Raw genomic sequence first — 20,101 nt, forward strand, 5'->3', positions numbered from 1 at the left:
CATGCGCATCGCCACCTGGAACGTCAACTCGATCCGCACCCGCGTCGACCGCACGGTCGACTGGATGGTGCGCGAAGACGTCGACGTGCTGGCGATGCAGGAGATCAAGTGCAAGCCCGAGCAGTTCCCGCTCGACGCGTTCGAGGCCGCCGGCTACGAGGTCGCGATCCACGGCCTCAACCAGTGGAACGGCGTCGCCATCGCGAGCCGTTCGCCCATCGAAGACGTGGCGATCGAGTTCCCCGACATGCCCGGGTTCCTCAAGGGCCACGAGGGCCCCGACCTGCCGAAAGAGGCGCGGGCGCTCGGCGCCACGATCGACGGCGTGCGCGTCTGGAGCCTCTACGTGCCCAACGGCCGCTCGCTCGACGACCCGCACTACACCTACAAACTCGACTGGCTCGCCGCCCTCACCGCGTACACGCGCGCCGAGACGACGGCGCACCCCGCTCGGCCGTTCGCACTCATGGGCGACTTCAACATCGTGCCGTTCGACCACGACAACGGCGACCCCACCGTCATCGAGGGGGTGACCACGCACGTCTCGCCGGCCGAGCGCGAGGCGTTCTTCGGTTTCGAGTCCGCCGGCGTCGCCGACGTCGTGCGCCCGCTCGTGCCCGAGGGCTTCACGTACTGGGACTACAAGCAACTGCGGTTCCCCCGCAACGAGGGCCTCCGCATCGACTTCATCCTCGGGTCGGCGGCCTTCGCCGACGCCGTGACCGGCGCCTCCATCCACCGCAACGAGCGCAAGGGCACCGCCCCGAGCGACCACGTGCCGGTGCTCGTCGACCTCGACCTCGGGGGCGACGACGACGATCGCCCCATGATCTTCTAGGGGTCGGGCATCGCATCGAAGGGCACGGCCCGCGCGACCGCCGTCGCGGTCGCGGTCGCGGTCACGGCGGTGCTCGCCGTCGTCGGGTGCAGCCCGGCTGCACCGGAGCCCACCGAGATGCCCGCGGTCGAGGTGCGGGTGCCCGAACGTCCGCTCACCGTCATCGACGAGGCCGACGCTGCGGCGGCCGCCATCGCGACCAGCGCGGCGATGTTCGACGCTTCGCCCGTCGCCGTCGTCGCGCCCGATGCCGAGGCGGAGCTCGCGGCCGGCTCGAAGGTCGCGACCGAGCTCGGGGTGCCGCTGCTGCTGGAACCGTCGTCGGCGGGCGACGCCGCTGACGACGCCGCCGACGCGCTCGCCGACGAACTCGACCGTCTCGGCGTCACCCGGGTCGTCGCGATCGGCCCCGACGACCACACCGGCTCGGCATCCGACGACGCCGGCTACGGCGAACGCGACGTCGTGCGCGTCGCCGGCGACGACGCCCCGGCCGACGCCGTCGACGCCCTCCCCGACTTCGACGCGGCGACCACCCCGGCCGCAGCCGTCGTGCTCGTGACCGACGACGACAGCGCTCCGGCCGCGACGGCGAGGGCGGCCCGCGCGATCGTCGAGGCGCTGCCGGCCGACGACCCGAACCCGCAGCACTCGCCCGACGCGATCGAGGCGCTCCACGCGGCCGACGGGGCGCCGGCGCTCGCGATCGGGCCCGAGTTCGCGGCATCCGACGCCCTCGACTGGCAGGTGCGCACCGCACGCACCGGTGCGCAACTCCCGGGCGGCGGGCAGGTGCTGTTCCCCGATCGCATGCTCGTGGCGGCCTACGGCCGGCCCGACTCGCCCTCGCTCGGCATCCTCGGCGAACAGCCCCTCGATGCGACGATCACCCGTGCTGCCGCGCTCGCGGCCACGTACGACGACCTCACCGACCGCACCGTCCTGCCGGCCCTCGAGATCATCACCACCGTGGCCTCCGGCGCTCCGACGCCCGACGGCGACTACTCGGGCGAGTCCGAGCCCGAAGACCTCGTGCCGTGGATCGAGGCCGCCGGCGCGGCAGGGCAGTACGTCGTGCTCGACCTGCAGCCGGGGCACGACACGTTCCCGCAGCAGCTCGACGAGTACCGCTCGCTGCTCGCCTACCCGTGGGTCGGGCTGGCCCTCGACCCCGAGTGGCGCCTCGACCCGGGGCAGCGGCACCTCGTCGACATCGGCCAGGTCGAGGCGAGCGAGGTCAACGAGGTGATCGACCGGCTCGCCGCCATCTGCGACGAGCACGACCTGCCGCCGAAGCTGCTCGTGCTGCACCAGTTCCGCAACGACATGATCCTGCACCGCGAGCAGATCGACGTCGGCCGGCCCGAGGTCGACGTGCTCTTCCACGTCGACGGCAACGGCACCCAGCCCGCGAAGCAGGCGACCTGGAACACGCTCCGCGAGGGCGCGCCGCCGGCCGCCTGGGGCTGGAAGAACTTCATCGACGAAGACGCCCCCATGCTGACGCCCGAGCAGACGATGCGCGAGGTCTCGCCCGCACCCGACCTCGTCTCGTACCAGTGAGGCATCCGCTCGCGACATCCGCCGCGACATCCGCCAACATGGATCCATGACGCAGGTGAGCCCCGACGAGATCTCGCTCGATCCGAAGAGCCCCGACGAGGTGGTCGCGTGGCTGCCCGTCGCGATGCGCGAGTACGAGGAGTCGCGGCTCGAGGCCGGCGACAGCGCCGAGGGGGCCGACGCCGCGCGGGCCGAGTCGGAGCAGCGCTTCTTCCCGGGCGGGCGGCTCATCGAGGGGCACCTGCTGTTCACGATCCGCCTCGCGGGCGAGGAGGTCGGCTGGTTCTGGCTCGGCCCGTGGAACGGCACGGGCACCGAAGACTGGTGGATCTACGACATCCGCGTCTACGAAGAGTTCCAGCGCCGCGGCATCGCCCGCATCGTCATGCAGCGCGCCGACGAGATCGCACGCGGGGCCGGCGCGAAGAGCCTCGGCCTGAACGCCTTCGCGGTCAACCTGCCGGCGATCACGCTCTACCAGAGCCTCGGTTACCTCACGACCTCGCTGCACATGCGCAAGACCCTCTGAACCCGCGCGGTCAGCGGCCGGTGAACCGCTCCATCGAGCGGTAGACGCCGAAGCCGTCGCCGACGAGGCGGTCGAACACGCGCGTCGGCAGGATGCCTCGGAGCGCCCGGGAGACCCCGACGCTCCACGGCAGTTCGAGCAGGGGCCGGCCCTTGAGCATCGCGCGCCAGACCCGGTCGACGACGACCTCGGGCTCGAGGATCGGCGCGAGCAGCGGCCCGCGCGCGCCCGCGAACATGCCCGTCGAGATGTAGCTCGGGGTGACGGTCGTGACCTTCACGTTGCCGTGGTCGGCCTGCTCGAGCTCGAGGCGCAGGGAGTCGCTCCAGCCGATGAGGGCCGCCTTGGAGGCGGCGTAGGTCGCCATGCGCGGGTTGGCGAGCGTGCCCGCGGCGGAGGCGATGTTGACGATGCGGGCCGGTCGGTACGCGTTCGCGAGCATGCCGGGCAGGAACTCGCGCGTCACGTACATGGGCGCGAGCGCGTTGACCTGCATGGTCGGGCGCGTGTCCTCGCCGTTGTCGGTCTGCCAGAAGTAGCGGTTGCCGCGCACGATGCCCGCGTTGTTGATGAGCACGTCGGGGTTGCCCACCTCGCGGCGCACCTTCTGCGCGTGCTTCGCGATCGAGCCCAGGTCGGCGAGGTCGACGACGTGGGAGTGGAGGCGGGTGCGCCCGTTCGAGACGGCGCCCAACTCGTCGACGGTTCGGGCGAGGGCGGCCGCGTCGCGATCCCACAGGGTGACGGATGCCGCGTGCTCGGCCACCGCTCGCTGCGCGTACATGCGGCCCATGCCGCCCGCCGCCCCCGTGATCAGCAGGTTCGCGTCGCGCACCGTTCTCGTCATCCGTCCATTCTCCCGCACGGCGGCCGGTCGTCGTCCCGGCGACGAAATTTGGTCAACCTGTTGACATTCAAGGTGTCAACAGGTTGACTCATGGCATGGAAGACCTCGAACGGATGCCGCGGCCGAGCCCACTCGGCGACCGCATCACGGTGACGCTGCACTACCTGGTCGACCGCATGGACCGCTACGCCGACCAGTTGCTGCAGGAGCGCTTCGGCATGAGCTACAGCCAGTTCATGTTCATCGCCGTGCTCGCGGACCTCGCGCCGCCGCCCGACATCACGACGCTCGCGACCTGCCTCGGCGTCAGCAAGGCCGCAGTGAGCAAGCGCGTCCCGTCGTTCGTCGAAGCGGGCTGGGTCGCGACCCGGGCCGACCCGGCCAACGCCAGACGGGTGCTCCTCGAGATCACCCCCGCCGCAGGGCGCCTGCTCGACGAGGCGCTGCCGGTGCTCGAACGCTCGTTCACCGAGACCTTCGACGACCTCGACGGGGTGGACCTCACCCGCCTGCACGACGACCTCAAGACGGTCATCCGCCACCTCGATTCCAAGGAGCACTGAACCATGGCGAACACCCTCGTGATCATCGGCCACCCCAACGCCGGCAGCTTCAACCACGCGCTGGCCGAGCAGTACGCGACCGGCCTGCGCGCGGCATCCGTCGACGCCTCCGAGGTGCGGGTCATCGACCTCGCCGAGCGGGAGTTCGAACTGCTGCCGACCACGCGCGGCGACCTGCGCGCCCCCGACGGCGACACCTCGCACCTCGAGCCCCGCATCCGCGCCTTCATCGACGACGTCGCGTGGGCCGACCACCTCGTCTTCTTCTTCCCGCAGTGGTGGGGGACGTATCCGGCCGTGCTCAAGGCGTTCCTCGACCGGGCCATCCTCTCGGGCACGGCGTTCAGGTACGGCCGCGGGCAGATCTCGACGCGACTGCTCGAGGGCCGCACAGCCCGCATCGTCATGACGATGGACTCGCCCATCGCTTGGAACCGGTTCGTCTACCGCAACGCCGCCGAGACCTCGCTCAAGCGCGCGACGCTCGCCTACTGCGGCGTGCGCACCGTCGGCATCACGCGCCTGACGCCCGTGCGGTTCTCGACCCCCGAGAAGCGCGCGGCCTGGCTCGAGCAGGTGCGACGCCTCGGAGCGACGGATGCCTCGCGCCCCCGGCGCGCGGTCGCCGCGGCATCCGCCTCGGCCGGCTGAACGCGGTCGGCGTCCGGCACCCTCGGACCCCTCGCATCCGCCGGTCGCCCGGTCGGGCGCCTTCGAAGACCCTTCACCCCGGACCCCGTCCCGGCGCGCCCGATTCGAAGGATGTTCGAGCGATCCGGGGCCTCGGCGCGGATCCCCGTGTTACGCCGCGGGTCGCCCGCGCCTGACAGGGCCCTCCGTCGCGCGTACCGTCGAGGCGACCCCCGAACACGCCCGTCAGCCGAGGAGACGCCATGACCGCGGCATCCGCCACCGCTCGCGCGAGTTCGTCGAGCACGCCCGGCACGCCCGCGGCCGGCGCGCAGGCGAGCGGCACGGTCTCGAGCGGCGCGGCCCCGGCCGGGGCGACGGCCGCCGCGGCGCCCGTCTCGCTCCGCGGCATCGGGCGGGCCTTCGCCTCGCAGTCCGGCGCCCGGCAGGTGCTGCGCGACATCGACCTCGAGATCGCCGCCGGCGAGATCGTCGCGATCCTCGGCCCGAGCGGATGCGGCAAGTCGACGCTGCTGCGCATCGCGGGCGGTCTCGACCAACCCACGCAGGGCACGGCGCTCATCGACGGCGAGGCCGTGCGCCCCTTCGACCCGCGATCGGCCGTCGGGTTCCAGGAACCACGGCTGCTCCCGTGGCGCACCATCGAGAACAACGTCGCGCTCGGGCTGCCGCGGGGCACCGCGAAGGCGGCCGGGCGCGAGCAGGTCGCGCGCCTGCTCGACCTCGTCGGGCTCGCCGACTTCGCCGGGCACCGCCCGCGCGAGGTCTCGGGCGGCATGGCGCAGCGCACCTCCCTCGCCCGCGCGCTCGCGCGCAACCCGGCCGTGCTCCTGCTCGACGAGCCCTTCGGCGCACTCGACGCGCTGACCCGGCTGAAGATGCAAGATCTGCTGCTCGACGTGCACGCGGCCGAGCCCGCGACCGTGCTCCTCGTCACGCACGACGTCGACGAGGCGCTCCAGCTCGCCGACCGCGTCATCCTGCTCGGGCACGAGGGCGACACCCCCGGCGCCGTCGTCACGCAGACGATCGTCGTGCCCGGCCACCGCCCCCGCGACCGCGGCTCCGCCGAGCTCGCCGAGCTCCGCGGCCGCCTGCTCGACGGCCTCGGCATCGACCGCCACGGGTCGGCGCGCGGCATCGAGACGACCACGACGATTCCCCACTACCCGTACTGACGCACGACCGCACCGCACCACCCCCAGCAGCACCACCCCAGCAGCACCGCCCACAGCTTCCCCACCCGCATCCCGCATCCCGCATCCCGCACGACCCCATCGCTCGCGGCCCCGGCCCCACAGCACCGCCGGCCCGCGACGACCACCAGAGGAGAACCCATGTCACGCACCCCGTTCCTGCGATCCGCGCTCGTCGCGGGCGCCGCCGCATCCGCCCTGCTGCTCTCGGGCTGCGTCGCCGGCGAGGGCCAGTCGGCAGAGGCCGGCACCGAGGCATCCGGCGAGGCGACCTCGCTCGAGGGCCAGACGCTGAACATCGACTTCGCGACCTACAACCCGCTGAGCCTCATCATCAAGGACCAGGGCTGGCTCGAGGCCGAGGGGCTCGAGGTCAACTGGATCCAGTCCGCCGGCTCGAACAAGGCCAACGAGGCCCTCCGCGCCGAGGCCATCGACGTGGGCTCGACGGCCGGCTCGGCCGCGCTCCTCGCGCGCTCGAACGGGTCGCCCATCACGACGATCGACATCTACTCGCAGCCCGAGTGGTCGGCGCTGGTCACCCTCCCCGACACCGGCATCACCGAGGTCTCCGACCTCGTCGGCAAGAAGGTCGCCGCCACCAAGGGCACCGACCCGTACTTCTTCCTGCTGCAGTCGCTCGACGCCGAGGGCGTCTCGGTCGACGACATCACCGTCGAGAACGTGCAGCACGCCGACGGCTGGGCAGCGCTGCAGAACGGTTCCGTCGACGCATGGGCGGGCCTCGACCCGATCATGGCGGGTGCCGAGGAGGACGGCGCCGAGCTCTTCTACCGCAACGTCGACTTCAACTCCTACGGGTTCCTGAACGCGACCGAGTCCTTCCTCGCCGAGAAGCCCGAGGTCGCGCAGGCCGTGGTCGACGCCTACGAGTCGGCCCGCGTGTGGGCCGCGGCGAACCCCGAGGAGACGGCGGCGATCCTCGCCGAGGTCGCCGGTCTCGACGAGGCCGTCGCCACCAAGGTCATCACCGAGCGCTCGAACCTCGACGTCTCGGGCGTGCCCGGCCAGGCGCAGCTCGACGTGCTCACCACGATCGGCCCGATCTTCGTCGAGCTCGGCGACGTGGCCTCGCAGGAGCAGGTCGACGAGGCGCTCGACACCCTGCTCGACCCGTCGTACGCCGAGCAGGCCGACTCCGCCCGGTTCGGTTCCTGACCATGAGCGCGTCGCCCACGAGCACCCTCGTCGCCCCGGTTCGCGAGCGCACGAAGCTCACGAGCCGCCGGTGGTTCGTGTTCGTCGGCGGCGCGCTCATCCCGGTCGCGATCCTCGCGACCTGGCAGTTCGTCTCGACGAACGGCATCGTGCCGGTCTCGCAGCTGCCCTCGCCCGAGATGGTGTGGACCGCGATGATCGACCTGATGCAGCGCGGCATCTTCTGGCACCACATCGCCATCTCGACGCAGCGCGTCGTCATCGGCTTCAGCATCGGCGCCGCCCTCGGCCTGCTGGTCGGCGCGATCGTCGGGCTCTCGAAGCTCGGCGACATCCTCCTCTCGCCGACGCTCGGCGCCCTCCGCGCGGTGCCCTCGCTCGCGTGGCTGCCGCTGCTCATCCTCTGGCTGAAGCTCGGCGAGGAGTCCAAGATCACGCTCATCGTGATCGGCTCGTTCTTCCCGGTGTACACGGTGGTCGCCGGCGCCCTGCGGCACGTCGACCGCCAGCTCGTCGAGGCGGGCCGCGCCTTCGGGCTCGACGGCGTGCGCCTCTTCACGACCGTGCAGCTCCCCGCCGTCATCCCGGCCACCGTCTCGGGCCTCCGGCTCGGACTCGCGCAGGCCTGGCTGTTCCTCGTCGCCGCCGAACTGCTCGGCGCGTCGATGGGCCTCGGCTTCCTGCTCACCGATTCGACGAACACCGGGCGCCTCGACCGCACCTTCCTCGCCATCGTGCTGCTCGCGGTCGTCGGCAAGCTCTCCGACTCGCTGGTCGGCATCTTCGAGCGCTGGGCCGTGCGCAGATGGGCGTGAACGGCAACCCGCGAACGGATGCCGCGGAGCCGGCGCATCCGACCATCTCGGGCCTGCTCGAGGAGCACCGGCGGTTCCCGGCCCCCGACGTCTTCGCCGCGCGGGCGAACGTCACGGCCGCCGACGCCGCCGCCCTGCGCGCGGAGGCGACGGCCGACCCGGTCGCGTTCTGGGAGCGGCAGGCGGCGCGCCTCGACTGGGCGGAGCCATGGCACACCGCGCACACGTGGCATCCGGCGCTCCCCGACGAGGCGACGGGCGAGCTCACTGTCCCGCAGGCCGAGTGGTTCGCGGGCGGGCGCCTGAACGCGAGCGTCAACGCCGTCGACCGGCACGTGGCGGCCGGCCGGGGCGACAAGGTCGCGTTCTTCTTCGAGGGCGAGCGCGGCGACCGCCGCACGCTCACCTACGCCGAACTCCAGCGCGAGGTCGCGAAGGCGGCGCACGCGCTCACCGAGCTCGGCGTCGTCGCGGGCGACCGGGTCGTCGTCTACCTGCCGGTGCTCCTCGAGACGGTCATCGCGACCCTCGCGATCACGCGCATCGGCGCCGTGCACTCGCTCGTGTTCGGCGGGTTCTCGGCCGAGGCGCTGCGCTTCCGCGTCGAAGACACCCGCGCGAAGCTCGTCATCACGACCGACGGGCAGTTCCGCCGGGGCACGGCCGTGCCGGTGAAGGCCGCGGTCGACGAGGCCGTCGCGGGCGTGGCATCCGTCGAGCACGTGCTCGTGATCCGGCGCACGGGCGACGAGACGCCCGACCTGCCGTGGACCCCCGGGCGCGACGTGTGGTGGCACGAGATCGTCGACCGCCAGCCCGACGTGCACGACGCGCAGAGCTTCGACGCGGAGCATCCGCTCTTCATCATCTACACCAGCGGCACGACCGGAAAGCCGAAGGGCCTCGTGCACACCACGGGCGGCTACCTCACGCACGTCGCGTACAGCTACTGGGCCGTGTTCGACGCGAAGCCCGACGACGTCTACTGGTGCACGGCCGACCTAGCCTGGGTCACCGCGCACAGCTACGTGCACTACGGCCCGCTGCTCACCGGCACCACGAGCGTGCTCTACGAGGGCACGCCGAACACGCCGCACCCCGGCCGGCATTTCGAGATCATCGAGCGCTACGGGGTGACGACGTACTACACGGCGCCCACGCTCATCCGCTCGCTCATGACGTGGTTCCCCGAGGGCGTGCCCGGCGCCTCCGCCCCGGGCGGGTACGACCTGTCGTCGATCCGGCTGCTCGGCTCGGTGGGCGAGGCGATCAACCCCGAGGCGTGGATCTGGTTCCGGTCGCAGATCGGGGCGGATGCCGCGCCCATCGTCGACACGTGGTGGCAGTCCGAGACCGGCGCGGCCGTGATGGCGCCGCTTCCCGGTGTCTCGACACTGAAGCCGGGGTCCTCGCTCGGCGCCCTGCCGGGGCTCACGACGCGCGTCGTCGACGAGCAGGGAGCGGATGTCGCACCCGGCCATGGCGGTTACCTCGTCGTCGACGGCACCTGGCCGGGCATGGCGCGCACCGTCTGGGGCGACCCCGAGCGGTACCGCGACTCGTACTGGGCCCGCTTCGCCGACCGCGGGTACTTCTTCTCGGGCGACGGGGCGAAGATCGACGCCGACGGCGACATCTGGCTCCTCGGCCGCGTCGACGACGTGATCAACGTCTCAGGACACCGACTCTCCACGATCGAGATCGAGTCGGCGCTCGTCGCGCATCCGTCCGTCGGCGAAGCCGGAGTCGTCGGCGTCTCGGATGCCACGACGGGCGAGGCGATCGTGGCGTTCGTCGTGGCATCCGACGCCCTCACCGGCATCGCCGGCCGATCGGATGCCGCGGCCGAGCGCGCCGCGTCACTGCGCGCCCACATCGGCACGGCCATCGGCCCGATCGCGAAGCCGCGCGACATCGTGTTCGTCGCCGACCTGCCGAAGACCCGCTCGGGCAAGATCATGCGGCGCCTGCTCGTCGACCTCTCCGAGGGTCGCGCGCTCGGCGACACGACCTCGCTGCAGGACGACCGGGTGCCCGGCGCGATCGCGGCGGTGCTCGCGGGCTGAGCCCGTTCGCGCCGCCGCGATCGTCGTGGCTCAGCTCTGGAACGTCAGGATGTGCATCCACACACCGCGCGTGGAGCTGTAGGTGCACGCCGCGTAGAGCACCTTCGTCGTCTTCTTGATCCTCGTGACGTTCGCGCTGAGCGCCGAATAGCACGCCCCGACGGTGGTGAACTCCTTGTACATCTGCGCCGCCTGGGCGGGCGCGGCCACGCCGACGGATGCGCCGGCGAGCAGCGCGACCGAAACGGCGAACGTCGTGATTCGATGCTTGAGCTTCATGCTTCCCCCTTGAATCGCCGCTCCCCCGAGCGGACCGCTTCACGGTAACAGCCGCGCCCCGCATGACCCACGGTGACCGGTGCCCATTGACGGTTCGCCTCCGGCCTGCCACGCTGCAACCTGCACCCCATCAGTGCCCGAATCCGAAGGAACCTCGCATGTCTGATCTGCCTCCCGCCGCCCCCGTTCCCGCCGCACAGCCCGCCGCGCCGACCGAGAAGTGGAACGTGCTGTCGATCGTCGGCTTCGTGCTGTCGCTGCTCGGCTTCAACGTCATCGCGATCGTGCTCGGCTTCATCGGGCTCAACCAGGTCAAGAAGACCGGCGAGCGCGGCCACGGCCTGGCCCTCGCCGCCGTGATCATCGGCTTCGTGTCGATCGCGATCATCATCATCCTCATCGTGGTCTCGATCTCGCTCGTCGCCGCCGCCGGTTCGATCAGCACCACCTCGTACTGAGCCTCCCGGCGGGCCGCGCCCCCGCTGAGCCGCGCGGCGTTGCGCCGCGCCGCGTGCTGAGCGGCACCGCCCGACGCGCCGCGCCGCGCCGCGAGTCCTCACCGAGCCGCGCCCTGCGCCGCGAATCCCCTGCCCCTTCCGGGCGGGGGATTCGTCGTTTCGCGGCCCGGCAGGTTCGCGGTGCAGGAAACGAGGCGGCATCCCCTCCTCACACGGGGGATACCGCCTCGTTTCCTGCATCTCGCACGGCATCCGATCGACGAGCCCGCGCCTCGACGAGCCCGCGCCGAGCGAGCGCGAGCGCAGTCCCGGCCTCAGTGCGCAGCCGAGCGGCTGCGCCCAGCGGGGAGCAGCATCGCCGCGATGGCCGTCGCGAGCACGACCGCGCCGCCCACGACGACCGCTGGCTGCGCGCCGATCGTGTAGAGATCGGGCACGAGCTGCCCGCCGGCGCCCGTGAACACGGCGGTCGAGACGGCGATGCCGAGTGCGACGCCGACCTCGCGCACCATGGAGTTGGTGCCGCTCGCCTTGGCGTGGTCGTCGGGCGCCATGGTCGCGAGCACGGCGGTCGCCGAGGGGGCGAAGACGAGCCCCATGCCGGCGCCGGCGATGAGGAACGGCGCCACGTAGGACGCGTACGCGACGTCGGCCTCGAGCAGCGGCGTGAGCCAGAGCAGGGCTCCGCCGAGCATGACGAGCCCGGCGACGATGAGCGTGCGCGTGCCGATGCGCGAGGCGAAGATGCCGGCGAGCGGGGCGACGACCATGGGCGCGAGGGTCCAGGGCGAGGTCTGCACCGCCGCCTCGAACGGGCTCGCGCCCTGCACGACCTGGAGGAACTGGATCAGGATGAAGATCGACCCGAAGGCTCCGAAGCTGAACCCGAAACCCACGACGTTCGCGATGGAGAAGCTCCGGTCGCGGAAGAGGCGCAGCGGCAGCAGCGGCGCCTTCGCACGGCGTTCCCACGCGAGGAATGCGAGCAGCAGGATGCCGCCGCCGATGAGCCCCGCGAGCACCTCGCCGCTGTCCCAACCCGCGTCGTTGCCCCTGACGATGCCGTACACGAGGGCGAGCAGTCCGATGCCCGAGAGCAGGAGTCCGACGACGTCGGCGCGGAGCCTCGCGCCGAAGCTGTTCGGGAGCGCGAGCAGGGCCAGCGCGACCGAGATCACGCCGACGGGCACGTTGATCCAGAAGATCGCCTGCCACGACATGCCCTCGATCACGGCACCGCCGATGAGCGGGCCGACGGCGACGCCGAGCCCGGCGACGCCGCCCCAGATGCCGATGGCGAGCGGACGCCGCGCGAGCGAGACGGAGCCGGCGAGCAACGTGAGCGACAGCGGCATGATCGCGGCGGCGCCGAAGCCCTGCAGGGCGCGCGCTGCGATCAGCTGACCGGGGTCGGTGGCGAGCGCTGCGAACGCCGAGCTCAGCGTGAACACGACGATGCCGAGCACGAAGACCGTGCGCCGCCCGTAGCGGTCGCCGAGCGCGACGGCCATGAGGATCGTGCTGGCGAACGCCAGGGTGTAGGCATTCATGAACCACTGCAGCTCTTCGACGGACGCCCCGAACTCGGCGTGCAGCACGGGGAGGGCGTTCGTCATGACGAGGTTGTCGAGCGTGGCCATGAACATCGGCAGTGCGGAGGCGAGCAGCACGAGCCAGAGCGCTCTGGGCCCGCGGCGCCGCTTCGAGCCTTCGGCGCCGGCGAGGGGCGCGCGGCCCGAGGCATCCGTCGTCGCGTCTGCCGCGCCGGGGTGGTCTTCGACCGTGGTGGACATGTCGATCTCCTATGTTGTTATCGGATGATTACTTAGGTCTCGTTGCACTGTAGTAATCGACTGATAACATGTCAAGCATGACCCCCGAAGTCGCCGACGTCCTCGAATCAGCCGCACAGAGCGGGCGGATGAGCGCCGCCGATCGGCGGGAGCAGATCCTCGCCGCGGCCACCGCGGTGTTCGGATCGAAGACCTACGTGGGCACCACCACCGACGAGATCGCCCGCGCCGCCGGCGTCAGCCAGCCCTACGTCGTGCGCCTGTTCGGCACGAAGCAGAAGCTGTACATCGAGGTCATCCGCCGGGCCTACGACCGCCTGCTCGACGAGTTCCGCCGCGCGCTGCCCGGGCCGCCCGAGGGGCTCGACAAGCGCCTCGGCGCCGCCTACACCGGACTCCTCGCCGAGCGCGGCATGCTGCCCGTGATCGCCGGTTCCACGCAGATGGGCGGCGAGCCCGAGATCGGCCAGGTCGCCCGCGACGGCTTCGGCGCGCTCTGGCACTTCATCCGCGTCGAGGCCGGATTCCCGACCGAGGAGACGCGCACCTTCTTCGCCATCGGCATGCTCATCAACGCCGTCGTCGGCCTGCGGCTGACCGACGACTACGGCACGGGCGTCAACGCCACCGAGGTGCTCGACGAGTGCTTCCCCGACGCGATCGAGAAGGTGCGGGCTCTGCTGCCGACGGCCGACGAACCCTGGTGACCGCCGGCGCCGGTCGCCGGTCGAGGAGGCGCGCCAGCGCCGTCTCGAGACCCCGTGGCGGTCTCGAGACGCTTCGCTCCTCGACCGGCGGGCGGCTCAGCCGTTGGTCGAGGTGGCGCGCCAGCGCCGTCTCGAGACCCCGAAGCGGTCTCGAGACGCTTCGCTCCTCGACCGGCGCCCCTCGACCGGCGGGCGAACCGCTCAGCGCAGCGAGCGGTAGAACGCGCGCTCCTCGGGCGAGAGGTGCTCGGTCGCGTACGACAGCATCGTGCGCGGCATCCGCGGTGCGTACTCGTCGAGGAACCCCGTGAGCACGCCGCGGCCGACGCGTTTGCCGGTCTCGCGCAGCATCCAGCCGACGGCCTTGTGCATGAGGTCTTCACGGTCGTCGAGCAGCCGCGGCGCGAGGCGCAGGATCGGCCCGGCGTCGCCCGCCTTGATGAACGCGAACGTCGCGAGCACCGCCACCCGGCGTTCCCAGAGCGCATCGGACGCCGCGAGCTCGTCGAGCAGCCCCAGGTCGCCGCCCGCACGGCGCAGGAACTCGCCCACGAGCGTCGGCGCCGACGTGTCGACGAGATCCCAGTTGTCGACGTGCCCGGCGCGCACGGCCGCGAGGTAGGCGGCGTGCAGGTCCGCTCGTGCCGCGTCGTCTCGCGTACGCGCCCGACCGGCCGTCTCGAACGCACGCACCATGAGGAGCAGCGCCGCGAGCCGGTGCTCGTGCACGGGGCTCTCGAGCAGGGCGGATGCCTCGGCGAGCGGCATCCCCTCGAAGCGCTTCACGATGGCACGGGTGACCGGAACGCGCACGCCGACGAACACGTCGCCCTCGCCGTACTGCCCGGGACCCGTCTTGAAGAAGCGCTGGAGGAACTCGGCGTCGACCGGGTTGCCGGCCGAGTCGATCGCGGCGGCGAGGGCGCCGGCGGTGAGCGCCCGCGGGGCGAACCCGGCAGGCGAGGCGGCATCCGTCATGCTGCGGATGCTACGCCGAGCCACCGACGCACACATCGATCGCCGGTTGGCGATTCGTGCGGTGAGACGCCGCTTCGACGCGTGAAACGTGCGCCGATGCTCAATCAATCGCACACGGATGCCTCGTAGCCTTGTTGTGCGCGACGATTCCGGCCGCGCATCCGAGTGCCGACCGGCACGCATCCCGAGGAACGGAGGTTCAACATGTCGAGCACTGCTGTCGACGCCATCATCGGCGAACCCGAGGTCCTCGAAGACGAGCGCACCGTCGAGCTCACGGCCGCCGACCTCGCGCTGGCCGCCGACGTCGAGACGGATGCCGCGTGGCTCGCGCTGAAGGCCGCCGCCACCGAACTGCAGGGCCTCCAGGTGAAGGACGGCTCGGTGCCCGAGGCATCCGAGCACGCCAGGGCCGGCGAACTCGTCGACACGATCGTCGCCTCGATCGAGCAGCTCGCACCGCGGTTCCCGCACGAGGAGCGCTACCTCGCGGCATCCGTCGCCGACTTCCGCCGCTGGCGGGCCGAGGGGTTCGGCGTGCCCGACTTCCTCGACTCGCTCGTCGAGTTCCAGCCGCAGCAGCATCGTGTCGACGGCATCCGCCACCTCGTCGTGTTCCCGATGGTCACGCAGAACGGCTCGCCCGACCGTCACGTCGAGGCGCTCGTGGTCGAGACGATCTGGCCCGAGTTCATCGCCGCGCTCGAGGCGGGCGACTACGGCAACAAGCTCTTCGTGAGCCTGCGCCTCGTCGACTTCACGCCCGGATACGACACGAACTCGGCCGTGCTCTTCCCCGAGACCGTCGCGATGCGCGAGATCCCGACGTTCACGTGGGGCGCGATCTTCCAGGACCGCGAGGCGGCCAGGTACCGCAGGGTCGTGCGCGCGGCATCCGAGATCACGAAGCTCGACCTGCCCGACGACGCAGCCCGCCTGCTCGACGATCAGGAGCTCGCCGAGCGCACGTTCGTGATGTGGGACATCATCCACGACCGCACCCACATGCGCGGCGACCTGCCGTTCGACCCGTTCATGATCAAGCAGCGCATGCCGTTCTTCCTGTACTCCCTCGAAGAGCTGCGCTGCGACCTCACCGCGTTCCGCGAGTCGGTGAAGATCCAGCGCGCGCTCGACGCCCGGGCCGCCGCGGGCGAGGAGCTCACCGACGTCGAGGAGCAGATGCGCACGACCGGCAAGCTCGTGCAGTACGCGGTGATCTTCGATCGCATCTTCCGCTTCGCGATCACGGGTTCGCGCGTGCGCAACTACGACGGGCTCGGCGGTCAGCTGCTGTTCGCCTGGCTGCACCGCAAGCACGTGCTCGACTGGACCGACGTGAAGCTCACTTTCGACTGGGACGCCGTGCCCGACGCGGTCGTCGAGCTCGGCGACGCGATCGACGAGCTCTACTGGAAGTCGATCGACCGCCCGAAGACGGTGCACTGGCTGGCCGCCTACGACCTCGTCACGAGCGTCGTGACGCCGAACCCGGCATCGGTGTGGGCGGAGGGGCTGCCCCGCGAGGTGCTCGCCGGACCGCCGAAGGGCTACACCGACCTCGTGATGGACGATGAGTTCCCGCTGTCGATGTTCTTCGAGGCGCTCGACAAGAAGATGAAGCCCGTCATCGAGTCGACGGTCGGCATCACCGCCGCCGGCGCCTGACGACCGGCACCGCGCTCGGGCCGACGCCCGACGACTCGGGCCGACGCCCGACGACGCGGAATCAGGACGACGTACGCTGATCAGGACGGAATCCCCGATTCCGTCCTGATCTCGGCGTTTCGACCTGATTCCGAGAAAGCTCGAGGAGGAGGAGGCGACATGGCCGATCAGGCCAACGGCGCGAGCAACGGCATCGCCGGCCGCACCGTGCTCATCGCGGGGGCGACGAGCGCCTCGGGCCGCACCGTCGCGCGGGCGCTCGTCGACGCCGGCGCCACCGTGATCGCCGTCGGCAGCGACCAGGGCCGCATCGACGAGCTCGTCGCGGAGATCCCGGGCGTCCACGGCGAGCGCGCCGACCTCGCCGACGGCGACGAGGTGCTCGAACTCGCGATGCGGGTGCACGCCCACCTCGGCGACGTCGACGGCATCGTGCACCTCGTGGGGGGCTGGCGCGGCGGGGGCGGCATCCCGGGGCAGACCGACGAGGACTACCGCGTGCTCGAACGCTCGTTCACCGCGCTCCGACACGTCAGCCGCGCATTCTGGGACGATCTGCTCGCCTCCCGCGCGGGGCGCATCGCGATCGTCTCGTCGACGACCGTCGAGCGGCCGACCGCGGGCGGCGCGAACTACACGGCCGTGAAGGCGGCATCCGAGTCGTGGATGCGCTCGCTCGCCCAGGGCTTCGCCAAGGCGGGGGCCCCGGCGGCGGCGGTCACGTTCCGCGTGCAATCGCTGGCGGGCCTCGAGGGCCGGCTCGCGGCATCCGTCGTCGAGCTCTGGCGAGCGGATGCCTCGACCGACGCCGAACGCAACGGCAGCGTCGTCGAGCTCTCGGCCTGACCGCCTCACTCGAACGTGCGGTAGCCGCTCGCGCCGAGACCGGTCGCCCAGCACCCTCCGCCGTCGTTCGGGGCGCCGCCCACGGCGTCGGCGTCGCCGAACGCGGCGAGGTTCCACGCCGCACGCCCGGCATCGTCGAGGCCCTCGGGCATCGCCGCGGAACCCTCCGAGGAGTCGTACGCGGGGTTCCAGTACTCCCAGTAGCGGTAGGCGAGGCCGTGCTCGGCCATGCACGAGCGCACCGCCGACTGGAACTCGAGCCAGTTCTCGCGCTCGGTCGGCACCTCGGGCCCGGGCAGCGGCGGCACCGGGGCGCTCAGGGGCGTGCCGGCGGCCTCGGCGTCGGCGGCGGCCTGCTGCCCCGCGGCGCGGCATCCGCTCGTCGAGCCGTCGCCGCGCAGCGCCGTCGACCAGGCCGCGGCGTCATCGGGCGACTGCCCGGCCGGCTGCGGGCTCCCGCCGAGCCACCACTGCCAGTCGAGGTACTCGAACCCCGCATCGGCCATGCACGTGCGCACCACGGCCTCGCGGCCGAGCCAGGCTGACTTCTCGGCGTCGGTGACGTACGCCGGATCGCCCTGGGTCGTGTACGGGTTGTACTCGGGCGACATCGGGTCGGACGGGTCGACGGGCGCCGGCGAACCCTGATCGGGGTCGGGCGAGGGCGTGCCGTCGGGCTCGGGCGTCGCGTCGTCGGGGTCGCCGTCGTCGGGGTCTGCATCGTCGCCGGGGGTCGGCTCCGGGGTCGCAGGGGCATCGGTCGCGGGAGCGTCGGGGTCGGGGTCGCGACCCGATCCGTCGTCGCGCCCGTCGCCCGAGCCGCCGTCGGGGATCGGCTGCACGCCCGAGGCATCCGTGCCGATCTCGCCGTCGTCGGTCTCGTACGTGCCGAGGATCTTCGCGATGATCGACGCCGGTGCCGCCTCGTCGCCGCCCGCGGCGTGCACCCCGGCGGCGGCGCCGAGCGAGCAGAGCGCGAGCACGCCGACGGTGCCGAGGCCCACCGCGAGGCGGCCCGGACCGCGCCTCGACCCGGAGGAGTTCGGGGAGGCGGCGGAGGGACGAGCGCGGGTCGATCCTCGGCGCAGGGACATCAACCGAGCGTAACCCACCCCCCGTTCGGGGTACAGGCCCTCCCAGAGGATCCCCAGAGCAGGCCGCCGCCCACCCGCGGACCACCTCGACCGCACGGTACGCTCACGGCATGGTGCGCACCCTCCTGAACCTGGCGGTCTTCCTCGCGACGGCCGCGATCGCGCTGCTCCTGACCTCCCTGCTGGTGCCGGGGTTCCACGTGCATCCGGGCGGCTTCATCGTCGCGATCCTCGTGTTCGCTGTCGTGCAGGCGCTCATCGAATGGCTCGTGCGCAGCCTCTTCCACCGCGCCGCACCGACGATCGCGGGCATCGCGGGCCTCATCTCGACGTTCCTCGCGCTGCTCGTCGCCTCGCTCTTCGGCGGGGTCGGCTTCGACGGTATCGCCGCCTGGATCCTCGCGACCGTGGTCGTCTGGGTCATCGCCGCCGTCCTCGGCTGGATCGCCGGCCGGTTCATCACCCCGCGATTCGACAAGGGGCGCACGGGCAAGCGCTGAGCGGGGTCGAGGCGGCAGGGCGGTCTCGAGACGGCGCTGGCGCGCCTCCTCGACCGGCGGGGACGGGATCGGCGCGGTCTCGAGACGGCGCTGGCGCGCCTCCTCGACCGGCGCCGGCGGGGGCGCGGGGCTACGCGGGCGGTTCCGGCGCGGAATCCGCCGTCGTCGCGACATCCGCCGCCTCCCCGCTGCGCCGGCTCAGCCAGAGGAACGGCACCGCGAGTGCCTGCACGAGACCGCCGAGCGCGAGCGAGAACGGGTAGCCCCAGACATCCGCAGACCGTCCGAGCACCGGCTGGATCACCGCCGCCCCCGAACTGCCGACGAGCGAGTCGAACGAGAGCACCGTGGCACGCTGACTCGACGGGATCATGTCGTTGAGGTACGCCTGCCGCACCGGCCCCGCGGCGGCGTCGATGAGCGCCCACAGCACGAGCAGCGCGAGCGCGACCCAGAAGCTCCGGTTCACGCCGAGCACGACGAGGATCCCGGCGCTCACCGAGATCGAGAGGATGATCGACGTCGTCCGCTTCCGGAACCGGCGCCTCAGCCAGGGCGCCACGAGCCCGCCGATGATCTGCGACCCCGCGACGATGCCGGCCGCGAGGCCCGCGACCGAGTACGCGCCGTCATCGCCCCAGAGCTCGAGCAGGTAGGGCTGCAGGGCGTAGAACACGTAGAAGCCGACGCCGGTGGTGAACATCGCGGAGAGCATCATGTAGCGCACCCCCGGCCGTCCGAGCCCGTACTTCACGGATGCCACGAGCACCTGCCTCGTCGCCGCGATCGGGTTCGTCCGACCCGCCGGGGTGAACCCGAGGTCGCGCATGAGCAGCGCCGCGAGCACGAACATGAGCACGAGCACGCCCGCCCGCATGAGGAACGGCACCCCGAGGTCCGTGGCCTGGGCGACGACGCCGCCGAGCGTCGAGCCGAGCAGCATCGCGATGCCCGCGATCGAGACCCCGCGGCCGAAGACCTGCTCGAGGCTGCCCCGGTACCCGGTGGCGGTGAGCGCGTCGACGAGCCACGCCTCGACGGCTCCCGAGAAGAACGTGAACCCGAGGCCGAGCAGCACCGAGACGAGCGCCCACGCCCAGAACGGCGAATGCCACACCCACAGCAGGTAGTAGAGCGCCGTCGTCGTCGCGAGGGTGACCGTGCCGAGCAGGTACGACACCCGGCGCCCGAGCGTGTCGGCGATCACGCCCGTCGGCACCTCGAACACGACCATCCCGATCGAGAAGAACGCGTTCGCGGCGAACGCCTCGAGGTTCGTGAGCCCCGCATCGAGCAGGAACAGCGTGTTGATGCCCCAGATGAAGGATGCCGCGAGCGTGTTGCCGACGAGCAGGGTGAAGTAGACCGCCTGCACGCGCCCCGGCGTGGAGGTCGGCGTCGTCTCGGGCGTCGTCGCACCGCTCACCCGCCCATCATGCGCCCGCGGCGAGCGCGCCGCCACCGATCCCGAGCACGATTCGGGAAGGCGGATGCCGCGGGGTAGCATGCTGCCACCCCCAGGCCCGCGGCA

Annotated in this window: 21 protein-coding genes; 14 read left to right on the top strand and 7 right to left on the bottom strand. The window is 71.8% G+C overall.

Annotated elements, in window-relative coordinates:
- Window position 1 precedes the first annotated feature (1 nt).
- Entirely contained in the window at window positions 2-838 is an 837-nt protein-coding gene (locus GQQ92_RS05905) for an exodeoxyribonuclease III (protein ID WP_156998321.1), read from the top strand.
- Here GQQ92_RS05905 and GQQ92_RS16775 read toward each other — a convergent pair.
- On the bottom strand, window positions 835-996 hold the full coding sequence (locus tag GQQ92_RS16775; RefSeq protein ID WP_232057528.1) for a hypothetical protein: 162 nt from the start codon (window positions 994-996) through the stop codon (window positions 835-837). The genes GQQ92_RS05905 and GQQ92_RS16775 overlap by 4 nt on opposite strands.
- Between GQQ92_RS16775 and GQQ92_RS05910 the strand changes: the two genes are divergently transcribed.
- Both GQQ92_RS05910 and GQQ92_RS05915 read left to right on the top strand, forming a co-directional pair.
- Entirely contained in the window at window positions 977-2,401 is a 1,425-nt protein-coding gene (locus GQQ92_RS05910) for a hypothetical protein (protein WP_232057529.1), read from the top strand. The two genes, GQQ92_RS16775 and GQQ92_RS05910, sit on opposite strands and share 20 nt — an antisense overlap.
- Before the next feature lie 46 nt (window positions 2,402-2,447).
- The gene (locus GQQ92_RS05915) at window positions 2,448-2,930 is read left to right on the top strand and encodes a GNAT family N-acetyltransferase (RefSeq protein WP_156998323.1); all 483 of its coding nucleotides are present in this window, start codon (window positions 2,448-2,450) and stop codon (window positions 2,928-2,930) included.
- A 10-nt stretch (window positions 2,931-2,940) separates the two neighbouring features.
- On the opposite strand, the gene GQQ92_RS05920 is transcribed toward GQQ92_RS05915, so the two are convergent.
- Window positions 2,941-3,777, bottom strand: a complete 837-nt coding sequence (locus GQQ92_RS05920; RefSeq protein ID WP_156998324.1) for an SDR family oxidoreductase — start codon at window positions 3,775-3,777, stop codon at window positions 2,941-2,943.
- 95 nt (window positions 3,778-3,872) lie between these two features.
- Here GQQ92_RS05920 and GQQ92_RS05925 point away from each other — a divergent pair, with 95 nt between their 5' ends.
- The 6 genes from GQQ92_RS05925 to acs all read left to right on the top strand — a co-directional run bounded on the left by GQQ92_RS05925 (window position 3,873) and on the right by acs (window position 10,247).
- Entirely contained in the window at window positions 3,873-4,340 is a 468-nt protein-coding gene (locus tag GQQ92_RS05925) for a MarR family winged helix-turn-helix transcriptional regulator (RefSeq protein WP_156998325.1), read from the top strand.
- A gap of 3 nt (window positions 4,341-4,343) precedes the next feature.
- Window positions 4,344-4,991 carry an NAD(P)H-dependent oxidoreductase gene (locus GQQ92_RS05930; RefSeq protein WP_156998326.1) on the top strand — a complete coding sequence of 216 codons (648 nt, stop codon included), beginning with the start codon at window positions 4,344-4,346 and terminating at the stop codon, window positions 4,989-4,991.
- Window positions 4,992-5,233: 242 nt separating this feature from the next.
- Window positions 5,234-6,169 carry an ABC transporter ATP-binding protein gene (locus GQQ92_RS05935; protein ID WP_156998327.1) on the top strand — a complete coding sequence of 312 codons (936 nt, stop codon included), beginning with the start codon at window positions 5,234-5,236 and terminating at the stop codon, window positions 6,167-6,169.
- Window positions 6,170-6,328: 159 nt separating this feature from the next.
- Window positions 6,329-7,366, top strand: coding sequence for an aliphatic sulfonate ABC transporter substrate-binding protein (locus GQQ92_RS05940; RefSeq protein ID WP_156998328.1), 1,038 nt, complete (start codon window positions 6,329-6,331; stop codon window positions 7,364-7,366).
- A gap of 2 nt (window positions 7,367-7,368) precedes the next feature.
- Window positions 7,369-8,181, top strand: a complete 813-nt coding sequence (locus tag GQQ92_RS05945) for an ABC transporter permease (RefSeq protein ID WP_156998329.1) — start codon at window positions 7,369-7,371, stop codon at window positions 8,179-8,181.
- A complete protein-coding gene (gene acs / locus GQQ92_RS05950; RefSeq protein ID WP_156998330.1) occupies window positions 8,172-10,247 on the top strand; it encodes an acetate--CoA ligase in 2,076 nt (691 codons plus the stop codon). Before GQQ92_RS05945 ends, acs begins: the two co-directional genes overlap by 10 nt.
- A 30-nt stretch (window positions 10,248-10,277) precedes the next feature.
- Here the strand turns inward: acs and GQQ92_RS05955 are convergent, their stop codons facing one another.
- Complete coding sequence (locus GQQ92_RS05955) at window positions 10,278-10,526, bottom strand: hypothetical protein (RefSeq protein ID WP_156998331.1); 249 nt, start codon at window positions 10,524-10,526, stop codon at window positions 10,278-10,280.
- 158 nt (window positions 10,527-10,684) lie between these two features.
- On the opposite strand from GQQ92_RS05955, the gene GQQ92_RS05960 reads away from it, so the two are divergent.
- Window positions 10,685-10,984 (top strand): DUF4190 domain-containing protein, encoded by a 300-nt coding sequence (locus GQQ92_RS05960; protein ID WP_197738109.1) that lies wholly within the window; start codon window positions 10,685-10,687, stop codon window positions 10,982-10,984.
- A 314-nt stretch (window positions 10,985-11,298) separates the two neighbouring features.
- On the opposite strand, the gene GQQ92_RS05965 is transcribed toward GQQ92_RS05960, so the two are convergent.
- Window positions 11,299-12,777, bottom strand: coding sequence for an MFS transporter (locus GQQ92_RS05965; RefSeq protein WP_156998333.1), 1,479 nt, complete (start codon window positions 12,775-12,777; stop codon window positions 11,299-11,301).
- A gap of 77 nt (window positions 12,778-12,854) precedes the next feature.
- Between GQQ92_RS05965 and GQQ92_RS05970 the strand changes: the two genes are divergently transcribed.
- A complete protein-coding gene (locus tag GQQ92_RS05970; protein ID WP_197738110.1) occupies window positions 12,855-13,484 on the top strand; it encodes a TetR/AcrR family transcriptional regulator in 630 nt (209 codons plus the stop codon).
- 201 nt (window positions 13,485-13,685) lie between these two features.
- On the opposite strand, the gene GQQ92_RS05975 is transcribed toward GQQ92_RS05970, so the two are convergent.
- Window positions 13,686-14,462, bottom strand: coding sequence for a DNA alkylation repair protein (locus tag GQQ92_RS05975; RefSeq protein ID WP_156998335.1), 777 nt, complete (start codon window positions 14,460-14,462; stop codon window positions 13,686-13,688).
- A 204-nt stretch (window positions 14,463-14,666) separates the two neighbouring features.
- On the opposite strand from GQQ92_RS05975, the gene GQQ92_RS05980 reads away from it, so the two are divergent.
- Both GQQ92_RS05980 and GQQ92_RS05985 read left to right on the top strand, forming a co-directional pair.
- On the top strand, window positions 14,667-16,130 hold the full coding sequence (locus GQQ92_RS05980) for a DUF6421 family protein (protein WP_156998336.1): 1,464 nt from the start codon (window positions 14,667-14,669) through the stop codon (window positions 16,128-16,130).
- A gap of 159 nt (window positions 16,131-16,289) precedes the next feature.
- The gene (locus GQQ92_RS05985; RefSeq protein WP_156998337.1) at window positions 16,290-16,976 is read left to right on the top strand and encodes an SDR family NAD(P)-dependent oxidoreductase; all 687 of its coding nucleotides are present in this window, start codon (window positions 16,290-16,292) and stop codon (window positions 16,974-16,976) included.
- Window positions 16,977-16,981: 5 nt separating this feature from the next.
- Here GQQ92_RS05985 and GQQ92_RS05990 read toward each other — a convergent pair whose 3' ends face one another.
- On the bottom strand, window positions 16,982-18,070 hold the full coding sequence (locus GQQ92_RS05990; protein WP_156998338.1) for a hypothetical protein: 1,089 nt from the start codon (window positions 18,068-18,070) through the stop codon (window positions 16,982-16,984).
- A 110-nt stretch (window positions 18,071-18,180) separates the two neighbouring features.
- On the opposite strand from GQQ92_RS05990, the gene GQQ92_RS05995 reads away from it, so the two are divergent.
- Window positions 18,181-18,570 carry a phage holin family protein gene (locus GQQ92_RS05995; protein ID WP_156998339.1) on the top strand — a complete coding sequence of 130 codons (390 nt, stop codon included), beginning with the start codon at window positions 18,181-18,183 and terminating at the stop codon, window positions 18,568-18,570.
- Between the two features lie 130 nt (window positions 18,571-18,700).
- Here the strand turns inward: GQQ92_RS05995 and GQQ92_RS06000 are convergent, their stop codons facing one another.
- The gene (locus GQQ92_RS06000; protein ID WP_232057530.1) at window positions 18,701-19,996 is read right to left on the bottom strand and encodes an MFS transporter; all 1,296 of its coding nucleotides are present in this window, start codon (window positions 19,994-19,996) and stop codon (window positions 18,701-18,703) included.
- Window positions 19,997-20,101 lie beyond the last annotated feature (105 nt).

The organism is Agromyces terreus (assembly GCF_009749465.1).
In the GTDB taxonomy this organism is placed as follows: Bacteria; Actinomycetota; Actinomycetes; order Actinomycetales; family Microbacteriaceae; genus Agromyces; species Agromyces terreus.

Coding starts and splice junctions, on each gene's coding strand:
- GQQ92_RS05905 (WP_156998321.1), top strand. CDS start 2: ATGCGCATCGCCACCTGGAACGTCAACTCGATCCGCACCCGCGTCGAC.
- GQQ92_RS05915 (WP_156998323.1), top strand. CDS start 2,448: ATGACGCAGGTGAGCCCCGACGAGATCTCGCTCGATCCGAAGAGCCCC.
- GQQ92_RS05920 (WP_156998324.1), bottom strand. CDS start 3,777: ATGACGAGAACGGTGCGCGACGCGAACCTGCTGATCACGGGGGCGGCG.
- GQQ92_RS05925 (WP_156998325.1), top strand. CDS start 3,873: ATGGAAGACCTCGAACGGATGCCGCGGCCGAGCCCACTCGGCGACCGC.
- GQQ92_RS05930 (WP_156998326.1), top strand. CDS start 4,344: ATGGCGAACACCCTCGTGATCATCGGCCACCCCAACGCCGGCAGCTTC.
- GQQ92_RS05935 (WP_156998327.1), top strand. CDS start 5,234: ATGACCGCGGCATCCGCCACCGCTCGCGCGAGTTCGTCGAGCACGCCC.
- GQQ92_RS05940 (WP_156998328.1), top strand. CDS start 6,329: ATGTCACGCACCCCGTTCCTGCGATCCGCGCTCGTCGCGGGCGCCGCC.
- GQQ92_RS05945 (WP_156998329.1), top strand. CDS start 7,369: ATGAGCGCGTCGCCCACGAGCACCCTCGTCGCCCCGGTTCGCGAGCGC.
- acs (WP_156998330.1), top strand. CDS start 8,172: ATGGGCGTGAACGGCAACCCGCGAACGGATGCCGCGGAGCCGGCGCAT.
- GQQ92_RS05955 (WP_156998331.1), bottom strand. CDS start 10,526: ATGAAGCTCAAGCATCGAATCACGACGTTCGCCGTTTCGGTCGCGCTG.
- GQQ92_RS05960 (WP_197738109.1), top strand. CDS start 10,685: ATGTCTGATCTGCCTCCCGCCGCCCCCGTTCCCGCCGCACAGCCCGCC.
- GQQ92_RS05965 (WP_156998333.1), bottom strand. CDS start 12,777: ATGTCCACCACGGTCGAAGACCACCCCGGCGCGGCAGACGCGACGACG.
- GQQ92_RS05970 (WP_197738110.1), top strand. CDS start 12,855: ATGACCCCCGAAGTCGCCGACGTCCTCGAATCAGCCGCACAGAGCGGG.
- GQQ92_RS05975 (WP_156998335.1), bottom strand. CDS start 14,462: ATGACGGATGCCGCCTCGCCTGCCGGGTTCGCCCCGCGGGCGCTCACC.
- GQQ92_RS05980 (WP_156998336.1), top strand. CDS start 14,667: ATGTCGAGCACTGCTGTCGACGCCATCATCGGCGAACCCGAGGTCCTC.
- GQQ92_RS05985 (WP_156998337.1), top strand. CDS start 16,290: ATGGCCGATCAGGCCAACGGCGCGAGCAACGGCATCGCCGGCCGCACC.
- GQQ92_RS05990 (WP_156998338.1), bottom strand. CDS start 18,070: ATGTCCCTGCGCCGAGGATCGACCCGCGCTCGTCCCTCCGCCGCCTCC.
- GQQ92_RS05995 (WP_156998339.1), top strand. CDS start 18,181: ATGGTGCGCACCCTCCTGAACCTGGCGGTCTTCCTCGCGACGGCCGCG.